Consider the following 18,807-nt stretch of genomic DNA (forward strand, 5'->3'; position numbering starts at 1 on the left):
GCCGGTTCGTTAGGGTCGGTGCATATGAATCTCGAGAAAGCAGGTATCCCACTGTGAGCCAGCCCGGACTGAATCTCGTCGACTCGGTATACGAGCGTCTCCTGCGAGAACGCATCATCTTCCTGGGGTCGCAGGTGGACGACGACATCGCCAACCGGCTGTGCGCCCAGATCCTGCTGCTGGCAGCCGAGGACCCGACCAAGGACATCTCGCTGTACATCAACTCCCCGGGCGGTTCGATCAGTGCCGGGATGGCGATCTACGACACCATGGTGCTGGCACCGTGCGACGTCGCCACCTACGCGATGGGCATGGCCGCCTCGATGGGCGAGTTCCTGCTCGCGGCGGGCACCAAGGGCAAGCGCTACGCGCTGCCGCACGCCCGGATCCTGATGCACCAGCCGCTGGGCGGGGTGACCGGTAGCGCCGCCGACATCGCCATTCAGGCCGAGCAGTTCGCGGTCATCAAAAAGGAGATGTTCCGGCTCAACGCCGAATTCACCGGTCAGCCGATCGAGCGCATCGAGGCCGACTCCGACCGCGACCGCTGGTTCACCGCCCAGGAAGCGCTGGAATACGGCTTCGTCGACCACATCATCACCCGCGCCCACACCAACGGAGCCGCATCATGAACCCCGAAACCTTGCGCGCTATCGCACCGCAGGCCCGCTACATCCTGCCGTCGTTCGTCGAGCACTCCAGCTGGGGCGTCAAAGAGTCCAACCCCTACAACAAGCTGTTCGAAGAGCGCATCATCTTCCTGGGCGTGCAGGTCGACGATGCGTCGGCCAACGACATCATGGCCCAGCTGCTGGTGCTGGAGTCGCTGGACCCCGACCGCGACATCACCATGTACATCAACTCTCCCGGCGGCTCTTTCACCTCGCTGATGGCGATCTACGACACCATGCAGTACGTGCGGGCCGACATTCAGACCGTGTGTCTGGGTCAGGCCGCCTCGGCCGCCGCGGTGCTGCTGGCCGCCGGCACGCCGGGCAAGCGGATGGCGCTGCCCAACGCGCGGGTGCTGATCCATCAGCCGTCGCTGTCCGGGGTGATCCAGGGGCAGTTCTCCGACCTGGAGATCCAGGCCGCTGAGATCGAGCGGATGCGGACCCTGATGGAGTCGACGTTGGCCCGCCACACCGGCAAGGACGCCGAGGTGATCCGTAAGGACACCGACCGCGACAAGATCCTCACCGCCGAAGAGGCCAAGGAGTACGGGATCATCGACACCGTGCTGGAGTACCGCAAGCTCTCGGCGCAGGTCAGTTAACCCGGCCACGCCGAGCGTGCACTCAGCGCGAATTGCCGGCTGGTTTTTCGCGCTCAGTACACGTTCGGCGCACGGCTGACGCCGCCGCGGCGATCTCGGCCGGCCCGACCCGGCAACAGCCGCCGATGATGCGGGCGCCGGCGGCCACCCACTGCGTGGCCAACGCCGCCGAAAACGTCTTCGGCCCCACCCACCGGTGGCCGTCCCAGCCCTCCCCGGTGTTGGGGTAGACGATGACCGGCTTGGCGGTGACCTCGCGGGCGATCTCGATGGCCGGCAGCACATCCGCGGGCGCGCAGCAGTTCACCCCGACCGCGACGATCTGTGGCACTCCGGCGGCGACGGCGAAGGCGTCGGTCAGCGGCTGCCCGGCGCGAGTCCGGGTGCCGTCGATGGTGTAGCTGAGCCAGGCCGGTACCTGCGCTTGGCGGACCAGGCCCACCAGCGCCTCGGCCTCATCGATGTCGGGCACGGTCTCGCACGCGAGTACGTCAGCGTCGGTGCCGGCCAAGACCTCCAGCCGGGGCTGATGCCACGCGGTGAGTTCGGCGACCGAAAGCCCGTAGCGGCCAAGGTATTCCGAACCGTCAGCCCGGGCGGCGCCGTACGGGCCGATCGATGCCGCCACCCAGCGGGGGCGGCCGTCGGCGGCGTGGCTTGCCCGGCGGGCCAGTTCCACGCTGCGGCGCAGGAGCGCGACTGCGCCGCGACGGTCGATCCCGCGGGTGGCGAAACCGTCGAAGCTCGCCTGATAGCTGGCGGTGGTGGCGATCTGTGCGCCGGCGGCGAAGAAGGCCGCGTGCACCGCCGCAATGTCGTCGGGGGCGTCGAGCAGCAGCCGGGCCGACCACAGCGGATCCGACAGGTCGGCACCGCGGGCTTCCAGTTCGGTGGCCAGCCCCCCATCAGCAATGAGCACGGTATCGTCGGGCACGGCGAACCCCACGTTCGCCACTGTAGGGCTCCCCGGCGCCGGCCGTCTCACGACGGGGTAACGCCGGCGACACGCTCACGCCACGCCAGCGCGTCACGCACCGGTGTGACGGTACGGGCGATATCTTCTTGGAGCAGACATACAGGCCCAGAAACGAAATACCAACGACGCGATTCGGCCTTATCGGTCGCCTCGCACCGGAATGAGCGGGTAGCGTCGGGGCAGACACCGGTACCCCGACGACGGACGGCGAACAGGAAGTAGGTCCTTACGCACTATGGCGCGCATCGGAGACGGCGGTGACTTGCTGAAATGTTCGTTCTGCGGGAAGAGCCAGAAGCAGGTCAAAAAGCTCATTGCGGGGCCGGGCGTTTACATCTGCGATGAGTGCATCGACCTGTGCAACGAGATCATCGAAGAGGAGCTGGCCGACGCCGACGACGTCAAGCTCGACGAGCTGCCCAAGCCCGCTGAGATCCGGGACTTCCTGGAGGGCTACGTCATCGGTCAGGACACCGCCAAGCGCACGCTGGCGGTGGCCGTCTACAACCACTACAAGCGCATCCAGGCCGGCGAGAAGAGCCGCGATTCCCGCTCCGGTGAACCGGTAGAGCTGACCAAGTCCAACATCTTGATGCTGGGTCCCACCGGCTGCGGCAAGACCTACCTGGCCCAGACCCTGGCCAAGATGCTCAACGTTCCGTTCGCGATCGCCGACGCCACCGCGCTGACCGAGGCGGGCTACGTCGGTGAGGACGTGGAGAACATTCTGCTCAAGCTGATTCAAGCCGCCGACTACGACGTCAAGCGCGCCGAGACCGGGATCGTCTACATCGACGAGGTCGACAAGATCGCCCGCAAGAGCGAGAACCCGTCGATCACCCGCGACGTCTCCGGCGAGGGCGTGCAGCAGGCGCTGTTGAAGATCCTGGAGGGCACCCAGGCGTCGGTTCCGCCGCAGGGCGGGCGCAAGCACCCGCACCAGGAGTTCATCCAGATCGACACCACCAACGTGCTGTTCATCGTCGCCGGGGCATTCGCCGGACTGGAGAAGATCGTCTCCGACCGGGTCGGCAAGCGCGGCTTGGGTTTTGGTGCCGAGGTCCGGTCCAAAGCGGAGGTCGACACCGTCGACCACTTCGCCGAGGTGATGCCCGAAGACCTGATCAAGTTCGGATTGATCCCGGAGTTCATCGGCCGGCTGCCGGTGGTGGCCTCGGTGACCAACCTGGATATGGAGTCGTTGGTCAAGATCCTCTCGGAGCCGAAGAACGCTCTGGTGAAGCAGTACACCCGGCTGTTCGAGATGGACGGGGTGGAACTGGAGTTCACCCAAGACGCGCTGGAGGCGATCGCCGATCAGGCCATCCACCGTGGCACTGGGGCGCGTGGCCTGCGGGCGATCATGGAGGAAGTGCTGCTGCCGGTGATGTACGACATCCCCAGCCGCAACGATGTCGCCAAGGTCGTGGTGACCAAGGAAACGGTGCAGGACAATGTGTTGCCGACCATCGTTCCGCGCAAGACCTCGCGCGCCGAGCGTCGCGACAAGAGCGCCTGATGCCCGGCGGCCAGGTGCGCCGCCGAAGGTTACTCACCGGTAGCGAAACTTTCTTAAAGTTGAGCTGCCGCCAAACGTGACCAAAACCACATTTCGGCCCGAAGTTGGCCGAGAACCCCGCCGTGACGTCGGGGTTTAACAATAAGTCGGTGGGGTTTCGACACGGTGTGGCGTCGAATCGTCTCTAAGAACGGTGCAATAATCGGTACCGCCAGTGACAGAAAAAAGTGTGGGTGCGCCAGCCGCGCTGTGCGGGCCCGGGGAGACAGTGATGGAAGGCGGGGCCGTGGGTCCGAGCGGTAACGGAGCCGGGTCGGCGCCCGGGCGCCAAAAACTCGAGAAAGTCGTGATCCGTTTCGCCGGGGACTCCGGTGACGGCATGCAGCTCACCGGCGATCGTTTCACCTCCGAGGCGGCGCTGTTCGGCAACGACTTGGCCACCCAGCCCAACTACCCGGCCGAGATCCGCGCCCCGCAGGGCACCCTGCCCGGCGTGTCGTCGTTCCAGATCCAGATCGCCGACTTCGACATCCTGACCGCCGGTGACCGCCCCGATGTGCTGGTGGCGATGAACCCCGCGGCCCTGAAGGCCAACATCGGCGACCTGCCTCGCGGCGGGATGGTGATCGTCAACTCCGACGAGTTCACCAAGCGCAATCTGGCCAAGATCGGGTACGAGACCAGCCCGCTGGAGACCGACGAGCTCTCCGACTACGTGGTGGTCCCGGTCGCGATGACCTCCCTGACACTCGGCGCAGTCGAGGCGATCGGCGCCACCAAGAAGGACGGGGCGCGCGCCAAGAACATGTTCGCGCTCGGCCTGCTGTCCTGGATGTACGGTCGCGAGCTGGAGCACAGCGAGACCTTCATCCGCGAGAAGTTCGCCAAGAAGCCCGACGTCGCCGACGCCAACGTGCTGGCGCTCAAGGCGGGCTGGAATTACGGCGAGACCACCGAGGCGTTCGGCACCACCTACGAGATCTCGCCGGCCAAGCTGCCGCCGGGCGAGTACCGCCAGATCTCGGGCAACACCGCGCTGGCCTACGGTGTCATCGCCGCCGGCCACTTGGCCGACACCCAGGTGGTGCTGGGCACTTACCCGATCACCCCGGCCTCGGACATCCTGCACGAGCTGTCCAAGTACAAGAACTTCAATGTGCTGACCTTCCAGGCCGAGGACGAGATCGCCGGTATCGGTGCGGCGATCGGCGCCTCCTACGGCGGCGCGCTGGGCGTCACCAGCACCTCCGGCCCGGGCCTGGCGCTCAAGGCCGAGGCGCTGGGCTTGGCCGTGATGACCGAGCTGCCGCTGGTGCTGATCAACGTCCAGCGCGGCGGCCCCTCGACCGGCCTGCCGACCAAGACCGAACAGGCCGACCTGATGCAGGCGCTCTACGGCCGCAACGGCGAGTCGCCGGTCGCGGTGCTGGCCCCGTGCACGCCGTCGGACTGCTTCGACGTCGCCGTCGAGGCCGTCCGGATCGCGCTGACCTATCGCACGCCGGTGGTGCTGCTCTCCGACGGGGCGATCGCCAACGGCTCGGAGCCGTGGCGCATCCCGGACATCGCCGCGATGGAGCCCATCGAGCGCAACCTGGCCCAGGCCGGCGAGGACTTCCAGCCGTATGCACGTGACCCGGAGACCCTGGCCCGGCAGTTCGCCATCCCGGGCACCCCGGGCCTGGAGCACCGGATCGGTGGTCTGGAGAAGGCCAACGGCTCCGGGGCGATCTCCTACGAGCCGGCCAACCACGACCTGATGGTGCGGCTGCGGCAGGCCAAGATCGACGGCATCAAGGTTCCCGACCTGGTTGTCGACGACCCGAGCGGCGACGCCGAACTGCTGATGCTGGGCTGGGGCAGCTCCTATGGCCCGATCGCCGAGGCGTGCCGGCGGGCCCGGCGCGGCGGGGTCAAGGTCGCGCAGGCGCACCTGCGCCACCTCAACCCGCTGCCGGCCAATCTGGGTGAGGTGCTGCGGCGCTACCCGAAGGTGGTGCTGCCGGAGATGAACCTGGGCCAGTTGGCGTTGCTGCTGCGCGGCCGCTACCTGGTCGATATCCAGTCGGTGACCAAGGTGGCCGGTCAGGCCTTCCTCGCCGACGAGGTCGAGGCGATCATCGACGACGCGCTGGCCGGGACGCTGGCCGAGCGGGAGAACGAGAAGGCGTCGCTGGCCAAGGCCGCGGCGGTCACCATTGCGGGTACAGCAGGAGTGAACGCATGACTACCACCGAAGCCGCCGGCTCCCTGGTCGGCACCGAGTTGGGGCTGACCGCCCTGAGCGGGGTGCCCACCACCGACGAGCCGCAGAAGTCGAAGGACTTCACCTCCGACCAGGAGGTGCGCTGGTGCCCGGGCTGTGGCGACTACGCCATCCTCAACACGATGCGCAACTTCCTGCCCGAGCTGGGGGTGCGCCGGGAGAACGTGGTGTTCGTCAGCGGTATCGGCTGCTCGAGCCGCTTCCCGTACTACATGAACACCTACGGGGTGCACTCGATCCACGGCCGCGGACCGACGTTCGCCACCGGGCTGGCGACCGCCCGCGAGGACCTGAAGGTGTTCCTGATCACCGGTGACGGCGACGCGCTGTCGATCGGCGGCAACCACCTGATCCACACGCTGCGCCGCAACGTCAACATCACCATCCTGCTGTTCAACAACCGGATCTACGGCCTGACCAAGGGCCAGTACTCGCCGACGTCGGAGACCGGCAAGATCACCAAGTCGACGCCGTTCGGTTCGCTGGACAACCCGTTCAATCCGGTCTCGTTGGCGGTCGGGGCCGAGGCGACGTTCGTCGGGCGCGCCCTGGACTCCGACCGCAAGGGCCTGACCGAGGTGCTGCGGGGCGCGATGGAGCATCGCGGCTCGGCGCTGGTGGAGATCCTGCAGGACTGCCCGGTCTTCAACGACGGCTCCTTCGACCTGCTGCGCAAGGACGGCGCCGAAAACCGCATCATCAACCTTCGGCAGGGCGAGCCGATCGTCTTCGGTGCCAACGGTGAATACTGCGTGGTGAAGTCCGGATTCGGCCTGGAGGTCGCCAAGACCGCCAACGTGTCGGCCGACCAGATCGTGGTACACGATGCCACCCTGGCCGACTCCTCCTACGCGTTCGCGCTGTCGCGGCTCTCCGAACAGGATCTGTCGCACTTCCCGACGGGCATCTTCCGCAAGGTCAACAAGCCCACCTACGACGACCAGGCCCGCGCGCAGGTCGCCCAAGCCCGGCAGTCCACCCCGCACGACACCGCCGCACTCCAGGCGCTGCTGCGTGGCCGCGACACCTGGACCGTGGATTGAGGCGAAGCCTGACGCCATGACCGGCCGGTTCGCCGGTGTCATACTGGCCGGCGGCGCGTCGCGCCGGATGGGCCGCGACAAGGCCACCCTGACCGTGGCCGGCCGGTTCGGCGGACGGACCCTGGTCGAGCAGCTGGTGTCGATCGTCTCCCAGCGCTGCAACCCGGTCTTTGTGGTGGCCGCCCAAGGGCAGGCCTTGCCCGTTCTTCCCGCCCAGGTGCTGCGCGATGAGGTGCCCGGACTCGGTCCGCTACCGGCCATGGGGCTCGGCCTGCGCGCCGCGGCAGGCGCCGGCGCCGATCACGCGTTCGTCTGCGCGGTGGACATGCCGAACCTGACGCCGGAGGTGATCGACCGGTTGGCGGACTCGCCGCCGGCCGACGTCGTGCTGCCCCGGGCGGGCCGGGACCATTACCTGGCGGCGGTGTATCGCACCGCCCTGGCCGACACCGTCGATGCGCTGATCGCCGCAGGGGAGCGGCGCGTGGGTGCGCTGGTCGACATGGTCGGTGTCCGACGAGTCGTGCTGCCCGACGACTCCCCGCTGGCCAACCTCAACTCACCGGACGACCTGGCCGGCCTGTCCTGAGGGCAACGCCGAAGCCGGTTCCCTGAGCTGGCGACAGCAAATATCACGCTGCGGTTTCTTTAATGGCTTCAGCGGCGCTTCCGTAGAAATCGACAAACCAATCCGTTATCTCAGCGCAATAGGGTGATTATTGGCCTCGGCCGGGCGCCGCGCAGCCGGTTCGGATCATCGGTCACCTGCGGGCGAAAGCCCTTGGGGCCAAACGGTGTTCGCCGGCCGTCGGGTGGGCTGGTGCGAAGGGCGCCGAAGCGCCGTCATTCCGGGCCCATAATGTCGACGGCGTTTCTGCCAAAGTAAAACTCTTTTGACGACGGGCGGGATTATCAATTGCCGCGGGCCTGCTGGGCTGGCATGTCCGGCGTCATGGCGGCGGCTGGCGTCATCGCAGCTAGATAAGCTAATGACCTGCGTTTTTGGGACAGGTGATGCCGCTGGGACTGGCATTGCCTGCTGACTCGGCCACCCCGGCAGGCCGTCTCAGGCGCAAAACCGCACCGTTGACAGTGGTCCAGCCCACAAAATAGCCGTGATTTGACTCACGAATATCGGGCGCGAAGACAAACGGGTCAGGAGGCAAAAACGCATTGCTGACCTGCTGAAACCATCCGATTCGCAGCCGTGATGGTTTCGTTATCTGCCCGAAATGCGCCCGTCATGCGGTTGGACTTGTTGTCTGGCTATTTCGTAAATTTCCCTTCGCCCGAACGCAGGGCAAACAAATTGAATCCACGGAACCGCGTGCGAGCGGGGCCGCGGGCGGCCCAACGAATGCTTCCGCGGTGCCGGGTGTCAACCCGGCGGGCAACTCCTGCCCCCGCTGTCGTGCCTGACCGAGAAGGCACGTCTCGAAGACCACCCCGCCTGGACGCCAGGCACACCAACCCCCGGGCACTTCGGCGCGCGCACTGCGAAAGGAACGATGTTGAAGAACGTCCGGAAGCCCCTCACCCTGGCCGCGATCGCCGGCGCCCTGATCACCGGCGCGGTCGCCCTGTCCGACGCCACCGCCAAGGCGGATAGCGTCAACTGGGACGCCATCGCAGCCTGCGAGTCGGGCGGTAACTGGTCGATCAACACCGGTAACGGCTACTACGGCGGCCTGCAGTTCAACGCCGGCACCTGGCGTGCCAACGGCGGCACCGGACTGCCGCACAACGCCAGCCGGGCCGAGCAGATCCGGGTGGCCGAGAACGTGCTGCGCAGCCAGGGCATTGGCGCGTGGCCGGTCTGCGGCCGTCGCGGCTGATCATCCGCATCGCGCAGACGACGGCGCCGGGCCATCGGCCCGGCGCCGTCGCGGTCGGACCGGCTCGTGGGCGGGTAGCGAGAAACATATGACTGAAACGTCACGTGAGCTCGACCTGATCGTCTACGGCGCGACCGGGTTCGCCGGGAAATTGACCGCCCAGTACCTGTCCCGTGCCGGTGACGCTGCCCGAATCGGGCTGGCGGGCCGCTCCGCGGAGAGGTTGCGCGGGGTTCGCGATCGGTGCTGCTGGCCGAGAGCGCGCTGGCGCTGAACCGGGACCTGCCCTCCGATCACTACAGGAGTGCTCACCCCGGCGGCCGCAATGGGCGATGCGTTGCTGGTCCGGCTGCCCGCGGCGAGGTCACCCTGCCAGGTGTCCCGGCTGAGCTGACCGGTGCCGAATTGACCGGTGCGGAGGCTGGTGTTTCCGCTAGTGTCTTTTTCGACCCTGTCACGGCAGCACCGAGCGACGAAGGTGGACGAATATCTCATGGCCGGCCTTGACGACCTGTTCGCGCAGATCCCCATCCAGGACATCGCCAACCAGCTCGGTGCCGACTCGGGCGAGGTGGACAGCACCATCCGCACCCTGGTCCCGGTGCTGGTCAGCGGGCTGAACCACAACGCGCAGGACCCGGGCCAGGCCGACAACATCGCCAGCACCGCCAACAGTTTCGCCGCCCAGGGCCTGCTGGACAACGTGCTCGGCGGCAACCAGGCCGCGGGGCAGCAGGTGATCTCGACCATCTTCGGCGGCAACGACACCAGCCAGGTCGCCTCAGCGCTGTCGGGCGCCGGTGCCGGCAACAACGACCTAGTGCAAAAGCTGCTCCCGATCATCGCCCCGATCGTGCTGGCCTACATCGGCAAGCAACTGAGCGGCCAGAAGTCCGAGCCGGCCCAGCAGGAGGCCTCCGGCGGCGGCCTCGGTGACGTTCTGGGCAGCATCCTCGGGGGCATGGCCGGTGGCGGCGGCGCCAAGAACCAGTCGATGGGCAGCATCCTCGGCAACATGCTCGGTGGCAAGACCGGCGGCGCCATCGGCGACATCCTCGGTGGACTGCTCGGCGGCAAGAAGTAATAGCCTCGCGAAAAGCCGCCGGACCGAGCACCCGGTCCGGGGGCTTTCGTGTCGTGCGGGCCGTCGTTCCTAGAATTGAGCGGTGACCCTCACCCCCAACGCCGCCAACACCGATCGCCTGCCCAAATCCTGGGAGCCGGGTGCGGTCGAGGAGGCGATCTACCAGCGCTGGGTGGATGCCGGCTACTTCACCGCGGACCCGGGCAGTGCCAAGCCCGGTTATTCGATCGTGCTGCCGCCGCCGAACGTCACCGGCAGCCTGCACATGGGGCACGCGCTCGACCACACCCTGATGGACGCGTTGACCCGCCGCAAACGCATGCAGGGCTATGAGGTGCTGTGGCTACCGGGAATGGATCACGCCGGCATCGCCACCCAGAGCGTGGTGGAGCGGCAGCTGGCCGCCGATGGCCAGACCAAGGAAGAGCTGGGCCGGGAACGTTTCGTCGAGCAGGTCTGGGAGTGGAAACGTGAGTCCGGCGGCACCATCGGCACCCAGATGCGCCGGATCGGCGATGGGGTGGACTGGAGCCGCGAACGGTTCACCATGGACGAGCGCCTGTCGCGTGCGGTCCGCACCATCTTCAAGCGGCTCTACGACGCCGGGCTGATCTATCAGGCCGAGCGGCTGGTCAACTGGTCGCCCGTGCTGGAGACCGCGATCAGCGACCTCGAGGTCAAATACGAAGACATCGAAGGCGAGCTGATCTCATTCCGGTACGGCTCATTAGAGGAAACACAGCCGCACATCGTCGTGGCCACCACCCGGCTCGAGACCATGCTCGGCGACACCGCGATCGCGGTGCACCCCGACGACGATCGGTACCGCGACCTGGTCGGGACCAGCCTGCCGCACCCGTTCTTGGACCGGGAGATCCGCGTGGTCGCCGACTCCCACGTCGATCCCGAATTCGGCACCGGGGCGGTCAAAGTCACGCCCGCGCATGACCCCAACGACTTCGAGATCGGGCTGCGCCACCAGCTGGCGATGCCGACCATCCTGGACACCCGCGGCCGGATTACCGGCACCGGAACGCAATTCGATGGCATGGACCGCTTCGAGGCGCGCGTCGCGGTGCGCGAAGCGCTGGCCGCCCAGGGGCGTCTCGTCGCCGAGAAGCGGCCCTACCTGCACAGCGTCGGCCATTCCGAGCGCAGCGGCGAGGTCATCGAACCGCGGCTGTCGATGCAGTGGTGGGTCAATGTGTCCTCGCTGGCCAAGGCTGCCGGTGACGCGGTTCGCCACGGCGACACCGTCATTCATCCGAAGAGCCTGGAGCCGCGCTGGTTCGGCTGGGTCGACGACATGCACGACTGGTGCATCTCCCGTCAGCTGTGGTGGGGTCACCGCATCCCGATCTGGCATGGCCCCGACGGGCAGCAGGTGTGCCTCGGGCCGGATGAGACACCGCCGGAGGGCTGGGAACAGGACCCCGATGTGCTGGACACCTGGTTCTCCTCGGCGCTGTGGCCGTTCTCCACGATGGGCTGGCCGGATGCGACACCTGAGCTGGAGAAGTTCTATCCGACCAGCGTTCTGGTGACCGGCTACGACATCCTGTTCTTCTGGGTGGCTCGGATGATGATGTTCGGCACTTTCGTCGGCGGTGACGCCGCGCTGCCCGATGCCAAGGTTCCGTTCCAAAACGTGTTCCTGCACGGTCTGATCCGCGACGAGCACGGCCGGAAGATGAGCAAGTCCAAGGGCAACGGTATCGATCCGCTGGACTGGGTGGAGGCCTTCGGTGCCGACGCGCTGCGGTTCACCCTGGCTCGCGGCGCCAGTCCCGGCGGCGACCTGTCGATCGGCGAGGACCACGCCCGGGCATCGCGTAACTTCGTCACGAAGTTGTTCAACGCCACCCGGTTCGCCCTGATCAACGGCGCGCGACCGGCGCCGCTACCGTCGCTCGACGAGTTGACCGATGCCGACCGCTGGATTCTGGGGCGGTTGGAAGAAGTGCGCGCCGAAGTGGATTCGGCGTTCGACGGCTACGAGTTCGGCCGGGCCTGCGAGGCGCTCTACCATTTCGCCTGGGACGAATTCTGCGATTGGTACGTCGAATTGGCCAAAACTCAGCTGGCCGAAGGGCTTACGCACACCACGGCGGTGCTGGCCGCGGTGCTCGATACCCTGCTGCGCCTGCTGCACCCGGTGATCCCGTTCGTCACCGAGACCCTGTGGAAGGAGCTCACCGGCGCAGAGTCCCTGGTGATCGCTGATTGGCCGGAGCCATCCGGAATCGTCCTGGATCAGGTTGCCGCCCAACGGATTGTCGACATGCAGAAGCTGGTGACCGAGGTGCGCCGGTTCCGCAGCGATCAGGGCCTGCGCGACCGGCAGAAGGTTCCGGCCCGGTTGACCGGTATCGACGGCGCTGATCTGTCGACCCAGGTGGCCGCGGTGACCTCGCAAGCCTGGTTGACCGAGCCGGGAGCGGATTTCACGCCGTCGGCGTCAGTGGAGGTGCGCCTGTCCGCGGCCACCGTGGTCGTCGAACTCGACACCTCGGGCACCGTCGACGTCGCTGCCGAACGTCGCCGGTTGGACAAGGATCTGGCGGTCGCCCAAAAGGAACTGGCCACCACCTCGGCCAAGCTCGGCAACGACGCGTTTCTGGCCAAAGCCCCGACCGCCGTGGTCGAGAAGATCCGCGGTCGCCAGCAGCTGGCCCGCGAGGAGGTCGACCGGATCACGGCACGCCTTGCGGATCTGGCATGACCGAACCCACTCCGGATGAGATCGCGGCGCTGCTGCAAGTCGAGCATCTGCTTGACCAGCGGTGGGGCGAGACCAAGATCGAGCCGAGCCTGACCCGGATCAACGCCCTGCTGGAGCTGCTCGGCTCCCCGCAGCGCAGCTATCCGTCGATCCACGTCGCCGGCACCAACGGCAAGACCTCGGTGGCGCGGATGATCGACGCGCTGCTGACGGCGTTCAGCCGTCGTACCGGGCGCACCACCAGCCCGCATCTGCAATCGGCGGTCGAGCGCATCGCCATTGACGGGGTTCCGATCAGCCCGGCCAAGTACGTCGAGACCTACGCCGAGATCGAGCCGTTCGTGCAGATGGTGGACGCCTCCTCGCAGGCCGAAGGTGGGCCGGCGATGAGCAAGTTCGAAGTGCTCACGGCGATGGCGTTCGCGGCGTTCGCTGACGCCCCGATCGACGTGGCCGTCGTGGAGGTCGGCATGGGCGGGCGCTGGGACGCCACCAATGTCGTCGCGGCGCCGGTGGCGGTGATCACCCCGATCGGCATCGACCACGTCGACTACCTCGGCGACGACCTCGCCGGCATCGCCGCGGAGAAGGCCGGCATCATCCACCGCTCCGCTGATGAACTCGTCGACACCGTGGCGGTGATCGCCCGCCAGGTGCCCGAGGCGATGGAGGTGCTGCTGGCCCAGTCGGTGCGCGCGGATGCCGCGGTGGCGCGGGAGAACTCGGAGTTCGCGGTGCGCAGCCGCCAGCTGGCGGTGGGAGGTCAGTTGCTGGAGCTGCAAGGCCTGGGCGGGGTGTACTCCGATATCTTTCTGCCGCTGCACGGCGAGCACCAGGCGCACAACGCGGTGCTGGCGCTGGCGGCGGTGGAGGCGTTCTTCGGTGCGGGCGCGCAGCGTCAGCTCGACGTCGACACGGTTCGGGCCGGCTTCGCCGCGGCGGCGAGCCCCGGGCGGCTGGAGCGGATGCGCAGCTCGCCGACGGTTTTCGTCGACGCCGCGCACAACCCGGCGGGCGCGGCCGCCCTGGCTCAAGCGCTGGCCGAGGAGTTCGACTTCCGGTTCCTGGTCGGGGTGGTCAGCGTGCTCGCCGACAAGGACGTCGACGGGATCCTCGCGGCCCTCGAACCGGTCTTTGACCGAATCGTGGTGACCCACAATGGTTCTCCGCGTGCCGTGGATGTCGAGACACTGACTGCGGCAGCGGTGCGGTGGTTCGGCGACGACCGGGTGGTGACCACCGAGACGCTCGGGGACGCCATCGATACCGCCACCGCGCTCGTCGATGAGTTCGACGCCGAGGGCGACGCGGCGGGCACCGGCATCGTGATCACCGGTTCGGTGGTCACCGCCGGGGCCGCCCGCACCCTGTTCGGGAAGGATCCGGCATGACCGACCAATCGGGTGCGCCCGACCCCTGGCGCGGCTTCCGCGGCGTGATGGCCGCGACGCTGATCCTCGAGGCGATCGTGGTGCTGTTGGCGCTGCCGGTGGTCCACGTGGTCGGGGGCGGGCTGACACCGGCGTCGCTGGCCTACCTGCTCGGCCTGGCGCTGGTGTTGTTGCTGTTCACCGGAGTCCAGGGCCGCTCCTGGGCGATCTGGGCCAATCTGGCGCTGCAGCTGGTGCTGGTCGCCGGGTTCGCGGTCTATCCGGGCGTGGGGGTGATGGGCCTGGTGTTCACCGCGGTGTGGGCCCTGATCGCCTACTTCCGTGCCGAGGTGCTGCGCCGCTCGTAGTGGGGCGGCTATTCGGTACGCTGACGCGGTGCCGCTGGCGACGATGCAGAGCGTCAGCGATGAGGAGGAGCGGCGCTTCATGACTGAGCGGACTTTGGTGCTGATCAAGCCGGACGGTGTCAATCGCCGGTTGGTGGGCGAGATCATCAGCCGGATCGAGAAGAAGGGCCTGACGCTGGCGGCGCTGGAGCTGCGGCCGGTGCAGCAGGCGGTGGCCCGACAGCACTACGGCGAGCACGAGGGCAAGGCGTTCTTCGCCTCGCTGCTGGACTTCATCACCTCCGGCCCGGTGGTCGCCGCCGTGGTGGAGGGCCCGCGGGCCATCGAGGCGTTCCGGCAGCTGGCCGGTGGCACCGACCCGGTGGCCAAGGCCGCCCCGGGCACGATCCGGGGTGATTTCGGGCTGGAGACCCAGTTCAATCTGGTGCACGGCTCCGATTCGCCGGAGTCGGCCGAGCGCGAGATCGCGCTGTGGTTCCCCGACCTCAAGGCGTCGGCGCCGACGTCTCCGATGACACTGGCCTGACATCGTAGTTAATGCCTTTCGCCCGGGCTGCTCCGGTTGTGTGGGATACTGACCATCGGGTGAACGTCACCGGACCGGTGTCCGACACCCGAATGAAGACTTAGGCGAGTGCGACGGTCGCGATATGTGATGCGGCGCCGATCGCCGGTCCTCATTCAGCCAGGCACCGAGTCGGTTCCACCCGAACCCCTCGGAGCGAGACCACCACAAGCCCGGGGAAGTGAGCCGGGCGAATAACGAGAAGCCCTCGCGTGGCCGCGTCATAGCAACGCGCCCGGGGGCTTGAGGAGACCTACGTGGCAGACCCCTCTCTTTTTAAGGGCCCTTACTCAGATGTACCTGCGGTGCCGGCCGAGCAGGAGGAGTTGCCGGACCGGCTGAGAGTGCACTCCCTCGCCCGGGTACTGGGCACCACCAGCAGGCGGGTACTGGATGCCCTGGCCGAGCTGGACGGCCGGGTACGCAGCGCCCATTCCAGCGTGGACCGCGTCGAGGCGGTCCGGGTCCGTGATCTGCTGGGTTCGGTCGAGGAACCCACCGCAGAGGTGGCGCCGGAAGCTGAGGTGTCCGCCGAGGTTCCCGAGGAGCCCGAGTCCCGGCTGCTGCTGGAGACCGCCCCGGAGGCCGCCAGCACGCGGGTCGACTACATGCCGCTGTTCGTGGCACCGCAGCCGATCTCCTTCGAGCCGCCGGTGTCCGACGACAACGGATCCGACGAGGACGACGACCTCGGCCCCGACGGCGACGACGAGACCGGGGACCGCCCCGCCAGCCGCCGTCGCCGCCGCGGCCGCCGCGGCCGCGGACGGGGCCGCGGCTCCGACGGCGGAGCCGCCGACGACACCGCCGACGCGGCCGACTCCGACGACGACACCGACGACGACGATTCCGCCGCGGAATCCGACGAGACCGGGGATGTCGACGAGTCCGGCGACGACGACACCGACTCCGCCGACGAGCCGGGCACCCGGCGTCGGCGCCGTCGCCGTCGGCGCAAGTCCGGCACCGGCGAGGACGAGGACACCGGCTCCGCGGATGACCCGCCCAACACCGTCGTGCACGAGCGGACTCCGCGCGCCAAGACGGCCAGGAACTCCAAGGGCGAGAAGAGCTCATCCGACGACGAGATCCAGGGCATCACCGGATCGACCCGGCTGGAGGCCAAACGTCAGCGTCGCCGCGACGGCCGCGACGCCGGGCGCCGCCGCCCGCCGATCCTGAGCGAGGCCGAGTTCCTGGCCCGCCGCGAGGCCGTGGAACGCCGGATGGTGGTCCGGGATCGGGTCCGCACCGAGCCGCCGCACACCGGTGCCCGCTACACCCAGATCGCCGTGCTGGAAGACGGCGTGATGGTCGAGCACTTCGTCACGTCGGCCGCCTCTACTTCCTTGGTGGGCAACGTCTATCTGGGGATCGTGCAGAATGTGCTGCCCTCGATGGAGGCCGCATTCGTCGACATCGGCCGCGGCCGCAACGGGGTGCTCTACGCCGGTGAGGTCAACTGGGAGGCGGCCGGCCTGGGTGGCGCCAATCGCAAGATCGAGCAGGCGCTCAAACCCGGTGACTACGTCGTCGTGCAGGTCAGCAAGGATCCGATCGGGCACAAAGGGGCCCGGCTGACCACCCAGGTCTCGTTGGCCGGCCGGTACCTGGTGTACGTGCCCGGGGCGTCGTCGACCGGGATCAGCCGCAAGCTGCCCGACACCGAGCGTCAGCGGCTCAAGGAGATTCTGCGCGAGGTGGTGCCCGCCGATGCCGGCGTAATCATCCGCACGGCGTCGGAGGGCGTCAAAGAAGAGGACATCCGCGCCGACGTGGAACGCCTCCAGGAACGCTGGAACCTGATCGAGGCCACCGCCGCCGAGACCAAGGCGAAAGCCGCCGGTGCCGCGGTGGCGCTCTACGAAGAGCCCGATGTGCTGGTCAAGGTGATCCGCGACCTGTTCAACGAGGACTTCTCCGAGCTGGTGGTATCTGGTGACGACGCCTGGGCGACGATCACCGAGTACGTCGGCTCGGTGGCGCCGGAATTGATGCCGAAGCTGACCCGCTACCAGGCTCCGGAGGGGCCGGACGGTCAGGCCGGGCCGGACGTGTTCGCCGTGCACCGCATCGACGAGCAGCTGGCCAAGGCGATGGACCGCAAGGTCTGGCTGCCCTCGGGCGGGACGCTGGTGATCGATCGGACCGAGGCCATGACGGTCGTCGACGTCAACACCGGCAAATTCACCGGGTCCGGGGGCAACCTCGAGGAGACGGTGACCAAGAACAACCTGGAGGCGGCCGAGGAGATCGTGCGGCAGCTGCGGCTGCGCGATATCGGCGGCATCATCGTCATCGACTTCATCGACATGGTGTTGGAGTCCAACCGCGATCTGGTGCTGCGCCGGCTGACCGAGGCGCTGGGCCGGGACCGCACCCGTCACCAGGTTTCGGAGGTGACGTCGCTGGGGCTGGTGCAGTTGACCCGCAAACGACTGGGCACCGGGCTGATCGAGGCGTTCTCCACGTCGTGTCAGCACTGCGCCGGGCGCGGCATCATGCTGCACGCCGACCCGGTCGACTCGGCCGCGCCGGGCCGTAAGGCCGAGCCGAGCAGCCGCCGCAGCAAGCGCTCGAAGAAGCCCAAGGCCGACGAACCGGTGGTGGCCAAGGTTCCGGTGCACACCCCCGGTGACCATCCGATGTTCAAGGCGATGGCCACTATGACCAAGGCCAGCGACCGTCACGACGACGACGTCGAGGAACCGGAGGGCGCGACGGAGCCTGACGAGCAGCCCGACGTTGCGATCGACGAGCAGCTGCCGGCCGAGGCCGTGGAGGCGGCGGCGGACGAAGACATCGACGAGGACGACACCGACGAGGACACCGAGGACTCCGAGGAAGACTCCGACGATGACGATGTCGAGGTCGATCTCGACGACGATGACGACGACTACGACGATGACCTGGATGTCATCGACGAGTCCGACGAGTCCGACGAGTCCAATGGGGACACGGTGGTCGCCGCGGCGCCCTACGAGCGTCCCCGGCGGCGCCGGGCCGCGGCCCGGCCGGCCGGGCCGCCCAGCTGAGCAGGGCCGGTTTGACCCCGTAGTCGCTGGTCACGTACCCTAGACCAGTTGTCACCAGGCCGGCTGACTCGGCCGACAAACCCCAGCTGTACGCGAGCCTCGATAGCGCGCGCTCGGAAAGAAGAGGAAGACACCAACGATGGCGACGTACGCAATCGTCAAAACCGGCGGCAAGCAGTACAAGGTTGCCGTCGGTGACGTGCTCAAGGTCGAGAAGCTCGATTCCGAGCCGGGTGCATCGGTTTCGCTGCCGGTCGCGCTGGTCGTGGACGGCTCCACTGTCACCACCGACGCCGCCAAGCTGGCGAAGGTCGCGGTCACCGGCGAGGTGCTCGAGCACACCAAGGGCCCCAAGATCCGCATCCACAAGTTCAAGAACAAGACCGGCTACCACAAGCGGCAGGGTCACCGTCAGCCGCTGACCGTGCTCAAGGTCACCGGAATCAAGTAGGGGAGCGAACGAGATGGCACACAAGAAGGGCGCTTCCAGCTCACGCAATGGGCGCGACTCCAACGCGCAGCGACTCGGCGTCAAGCGGTTCGGCGGCCAGGTCGTCAAGGCCGGCGAGATTCTGGTCCGCCAGCGGGGAACCCACTTCCACCCGGGCATCAACGTCGGGCGCGGCGGCGACGACACGCTGTTCGCCACGGCGCCCGGTGCGGTCGAGTTCGGCCTGAAGCGTGGCCGCAAGACCGTCAACATCGTGCCTGTCGCCCGCGCGGAGAGCTAACCAACCGGCCCTGCGTC

At 67.6% G+C, this 18,807-nt stretch carries 15 protein-coding genes and 3 pseudogenes; 17 read left to right on the forward strand and 1 reads right to left on the reverse strand.

What is annotated here, in order from left to right:
- Nucleotides 1-53 precede the first annotated feature (53 nt).
- Together AC5Y4Q_RS16485 and clpP2 are read left to right on the forward strand one after the other, a co-directional pair.
- On the forward strand, nucleotides 54-632 hold the full coding sequence (locus AC5Y4Q_RS16485; protein WP_046315102.1) for an ATP-dependent Clp protease proteolytic subunit: 579 nt from the start codon (nucleotides 54-56) through the stop codon (nucleotides 630-632).
- Nucleotides 629-1,276, forward strand: coding sequence for an ATP-dependent CLP protease proteolytic subunit ClpP2 (clpP2, locus tag AC5Y4Q_RS16490; protein ID WP_064921248.1), 648 nt, complete (start codon nucleotides 629-631; stop codon nucleotides 1,274-1,276). Before AC5Y4Q_RS16485 ends, clpP2 begins: the two co-directional genes overlap by 4 nt.
- Nucleotides 1,277-1,298: 22 nt before the next feature.
- Here the strand turns inward: clpP2 and mmuM are convergent, their stop codons facing one another.
- Nucleotides 1,299-2,231, reverse strand: coding sequence for a homocysteine S-methyltransferase (gene mmuM, locus AC5Y4Q_RS16495; protein WP_499959665.1), 933 nt, complete (start codon nucleotides 2,229-2,231; stop codon nucleotides 1,299-1,301).
- 256 nt (nucleotides 2,232-2,487) lie between these two features.
- Here mmuM and clpX point away from each other — a divergent pair, with 256 nt between their 5' ends.
- From clpX to rpmA, 15 genes and pseudogenes are all read left to right on the forward strand, one after another.
- Nucleotides 2,488-3,771, forward strand: coding sequence for an ATP-dependent Clp protease ATP-binding subunit ClpX (gene clpX, locus AC5Y4Q_RS16500; RefSeq protein ID WP_064921249.1), 1,284 nt, complete (start codon nucleotides 2,488-2,490; stop codon nucleotides 3,769-3,771).
- Nucleotides 3,772-4,057: 286 nt separating this feature from the next.
- Nucleotides 4,058-5,998: a 2-oxoacid:acceptor oxidoreductase subunit alpha gene (locus tag AC5Y4Q_RS16505; RefSeq protein WP_064921301.1), complete on the forward strand. Its 1,941-nt coding sequence runs from the start codon at nucleotides 4,058-4,060 to the stop codon at nucleotides 5,996-5,998.
- Nucleotides 5,995-7,080: a 2-oxoacid:ferredoxin oxidoreductase subunit beta gene (locus tag AC5Y4Q_RS16510; RefSeq protein WP_064921250.1), complete on the forward strand. Its 1,086-nt coding sequence runs from the start codon at nucleotides 5,995-5,997 to the stop codon at nucleotides 7,078-7,080. The genes AC5Y4Q_RS16505 and AC5Y4Q_RS16510 overlap by 4 nt, the downstream gene beginning before the upstream one ends.
- 16 nt (nucleotides 7,081-7,096) lie before the next feature.
- On the forward strand, nucleotides 7,097-7,669 hold the full coding sequence (mobA, locus tag AC5Y4Q_RS16515) for a molybdenum cofactor guanylyltransferase (RefSeq protein WP_065019186.1): 573 nt from the start codon (nucleotides 7,097-7,099) through the stop codon (nucleotides 7,667-7,669).
- Between the two features lie 1,012 nt (nucleotides 7,670-8,681).
- A pseudogene (locus AC5Y4Q_RS16520) lies at nucleotides 8,682-8,915 on the forward strand (transglycosylase family protein); the annotation flags it as partial.
- 88 nt (nucleotides 8,916-9,003) lie between these two features.
- Nucleotides 9,004-9,156, forward strand: a pseudogene (locus AC5Y4Q_RS16525) (enoyl-ACP reductase); the annotation flags it as partial.
- Nucleotides 9,132-9,309, forward strand: a pseudogene (locus tag AC5Y4Q_RS16530) (enoyl-ACP reductase); the annotation flags it as partial. The pseudogenes AC5Y4Q_RS16525 and AC5Y4Q_RS16530, both read left to right, overlap by 25 nt.
- Nucleotides 9,310-9,408: 99 nt before the next feature.
- Nucleotides 9,409-9,999: a DUF937 domain-containing protein gene (locus AC5Y4Q_RS16535; RefSeq protein ID WP_064921302.1), complete on the forward strand. Its 591-nt coding sequence runs from the start codon at nucleotides 9,409-9,411 to the stop codon at nucleotides 9,997-9,999.
- Nucleotides 10,000-10,081: 82 nt separating this feature from the next.
- A complete protein-coding gene (locus AC5Y4Q_RS16540) occupies nucleotides 10,082-12,721 on the forward strand; it encodes a valine--tRNA ligase (protein ID WP_125224568.1) in 2,640 nt (879 codons plus the stop codon).
- Nucleotides 12,718-14,112 carry a bifunctional tetrahydrofolate synthase/dihydrofolate synthase gene (gene folC, locus AC5Y4Q_RS16545; RefSeq protein WP_064921255.1) on the forward strand — a complete coding sequence of 465 codons (1,395 nt, stop codon included), beginning with the start codon at nucleotides 12,718-12,720 and terminating at the stop codon, nucleotides 14,110-14,112. The genes AC5Y4Q_RS16540 and folC overlap by 4 nt, the downstream gene beginning before the upstream one ends.
- Complete coding sequence (locus tag AC5Y4Q_RS16550) at nucleotides 14,109-14,459, forward strand: DUF4233 domain-containing protein (RefSeq protein WP_064921256.1); 351 nt, start codon at nucleotides 14,109-14,111, stop codon at nucleotides 14,457-14,459. Before folC ends, AC5Y4Q_RS16550 begins: the two co-directional genes overlap by 4 nt.
- A gap of 79 nt (nucleotides 14,460-14,538) precedes the next feature.
- Nucleotides 14,539-14,985 (forward strand): nucleoside-diphosphate kinase, encoded by a 447-nt coding sequence (gene ndk, locus AC5Y4Q_RS16555; protein WP_064921303.1) that lies wholly within the window; start codon nucleotides 14,539-14,541, stop codon nucleotides 14,983-14,985.
- A gap of 296 nt (nucleotides 14,986-15,281) precedes the next feature.
- Nucleotides 15,282-18,059 (forward strand): ribonuclease E, encoded by a 2,778-nt coding sequence (rne, locus tag AC5Y4Q_RS16560; RefSeq protein ID WP_499959670.1) that lies wholly within the window; start codon nucleotides 15,282-15,284, stop codon nucleotides 18,057-18,059.
- Nucleotides 18,060-18,198: 139 nt separating this feature from the next.
- Nucleotides 18,199-18,510, forward strand: a complete 312-nt coding sequence (rplU, locus tag AC5Y4Q_RS16565) for a 50S ribosomal protein L21 (protein WP_064921258.1) — start codon at nucleotides 18,199-18,201, stop codon at nucleotides 18,508-18,510.
- Nucleotides 18,511-18,523: 13 nt separating this feature from the next.
- Nucleotides 18,524-18,790 (forward strand): 50S ribosomal protein L27, encoded by a 267-nt coding sequence (gene rpmA, locus AC5Y4Q_RS16570; RefSeq protein WP_064921259.1) that lies wholly within the window; start codon nucleotides 18,524-18,526, stop codon nucleotides 18,788-18,790.
- The last annotated feature ends 17 nt before the right edge of the window (nucleotides 18,791-18,807 follow it).

This window comes from Mycobacterium sp. NGS16, from assembly GCF_059813225.1.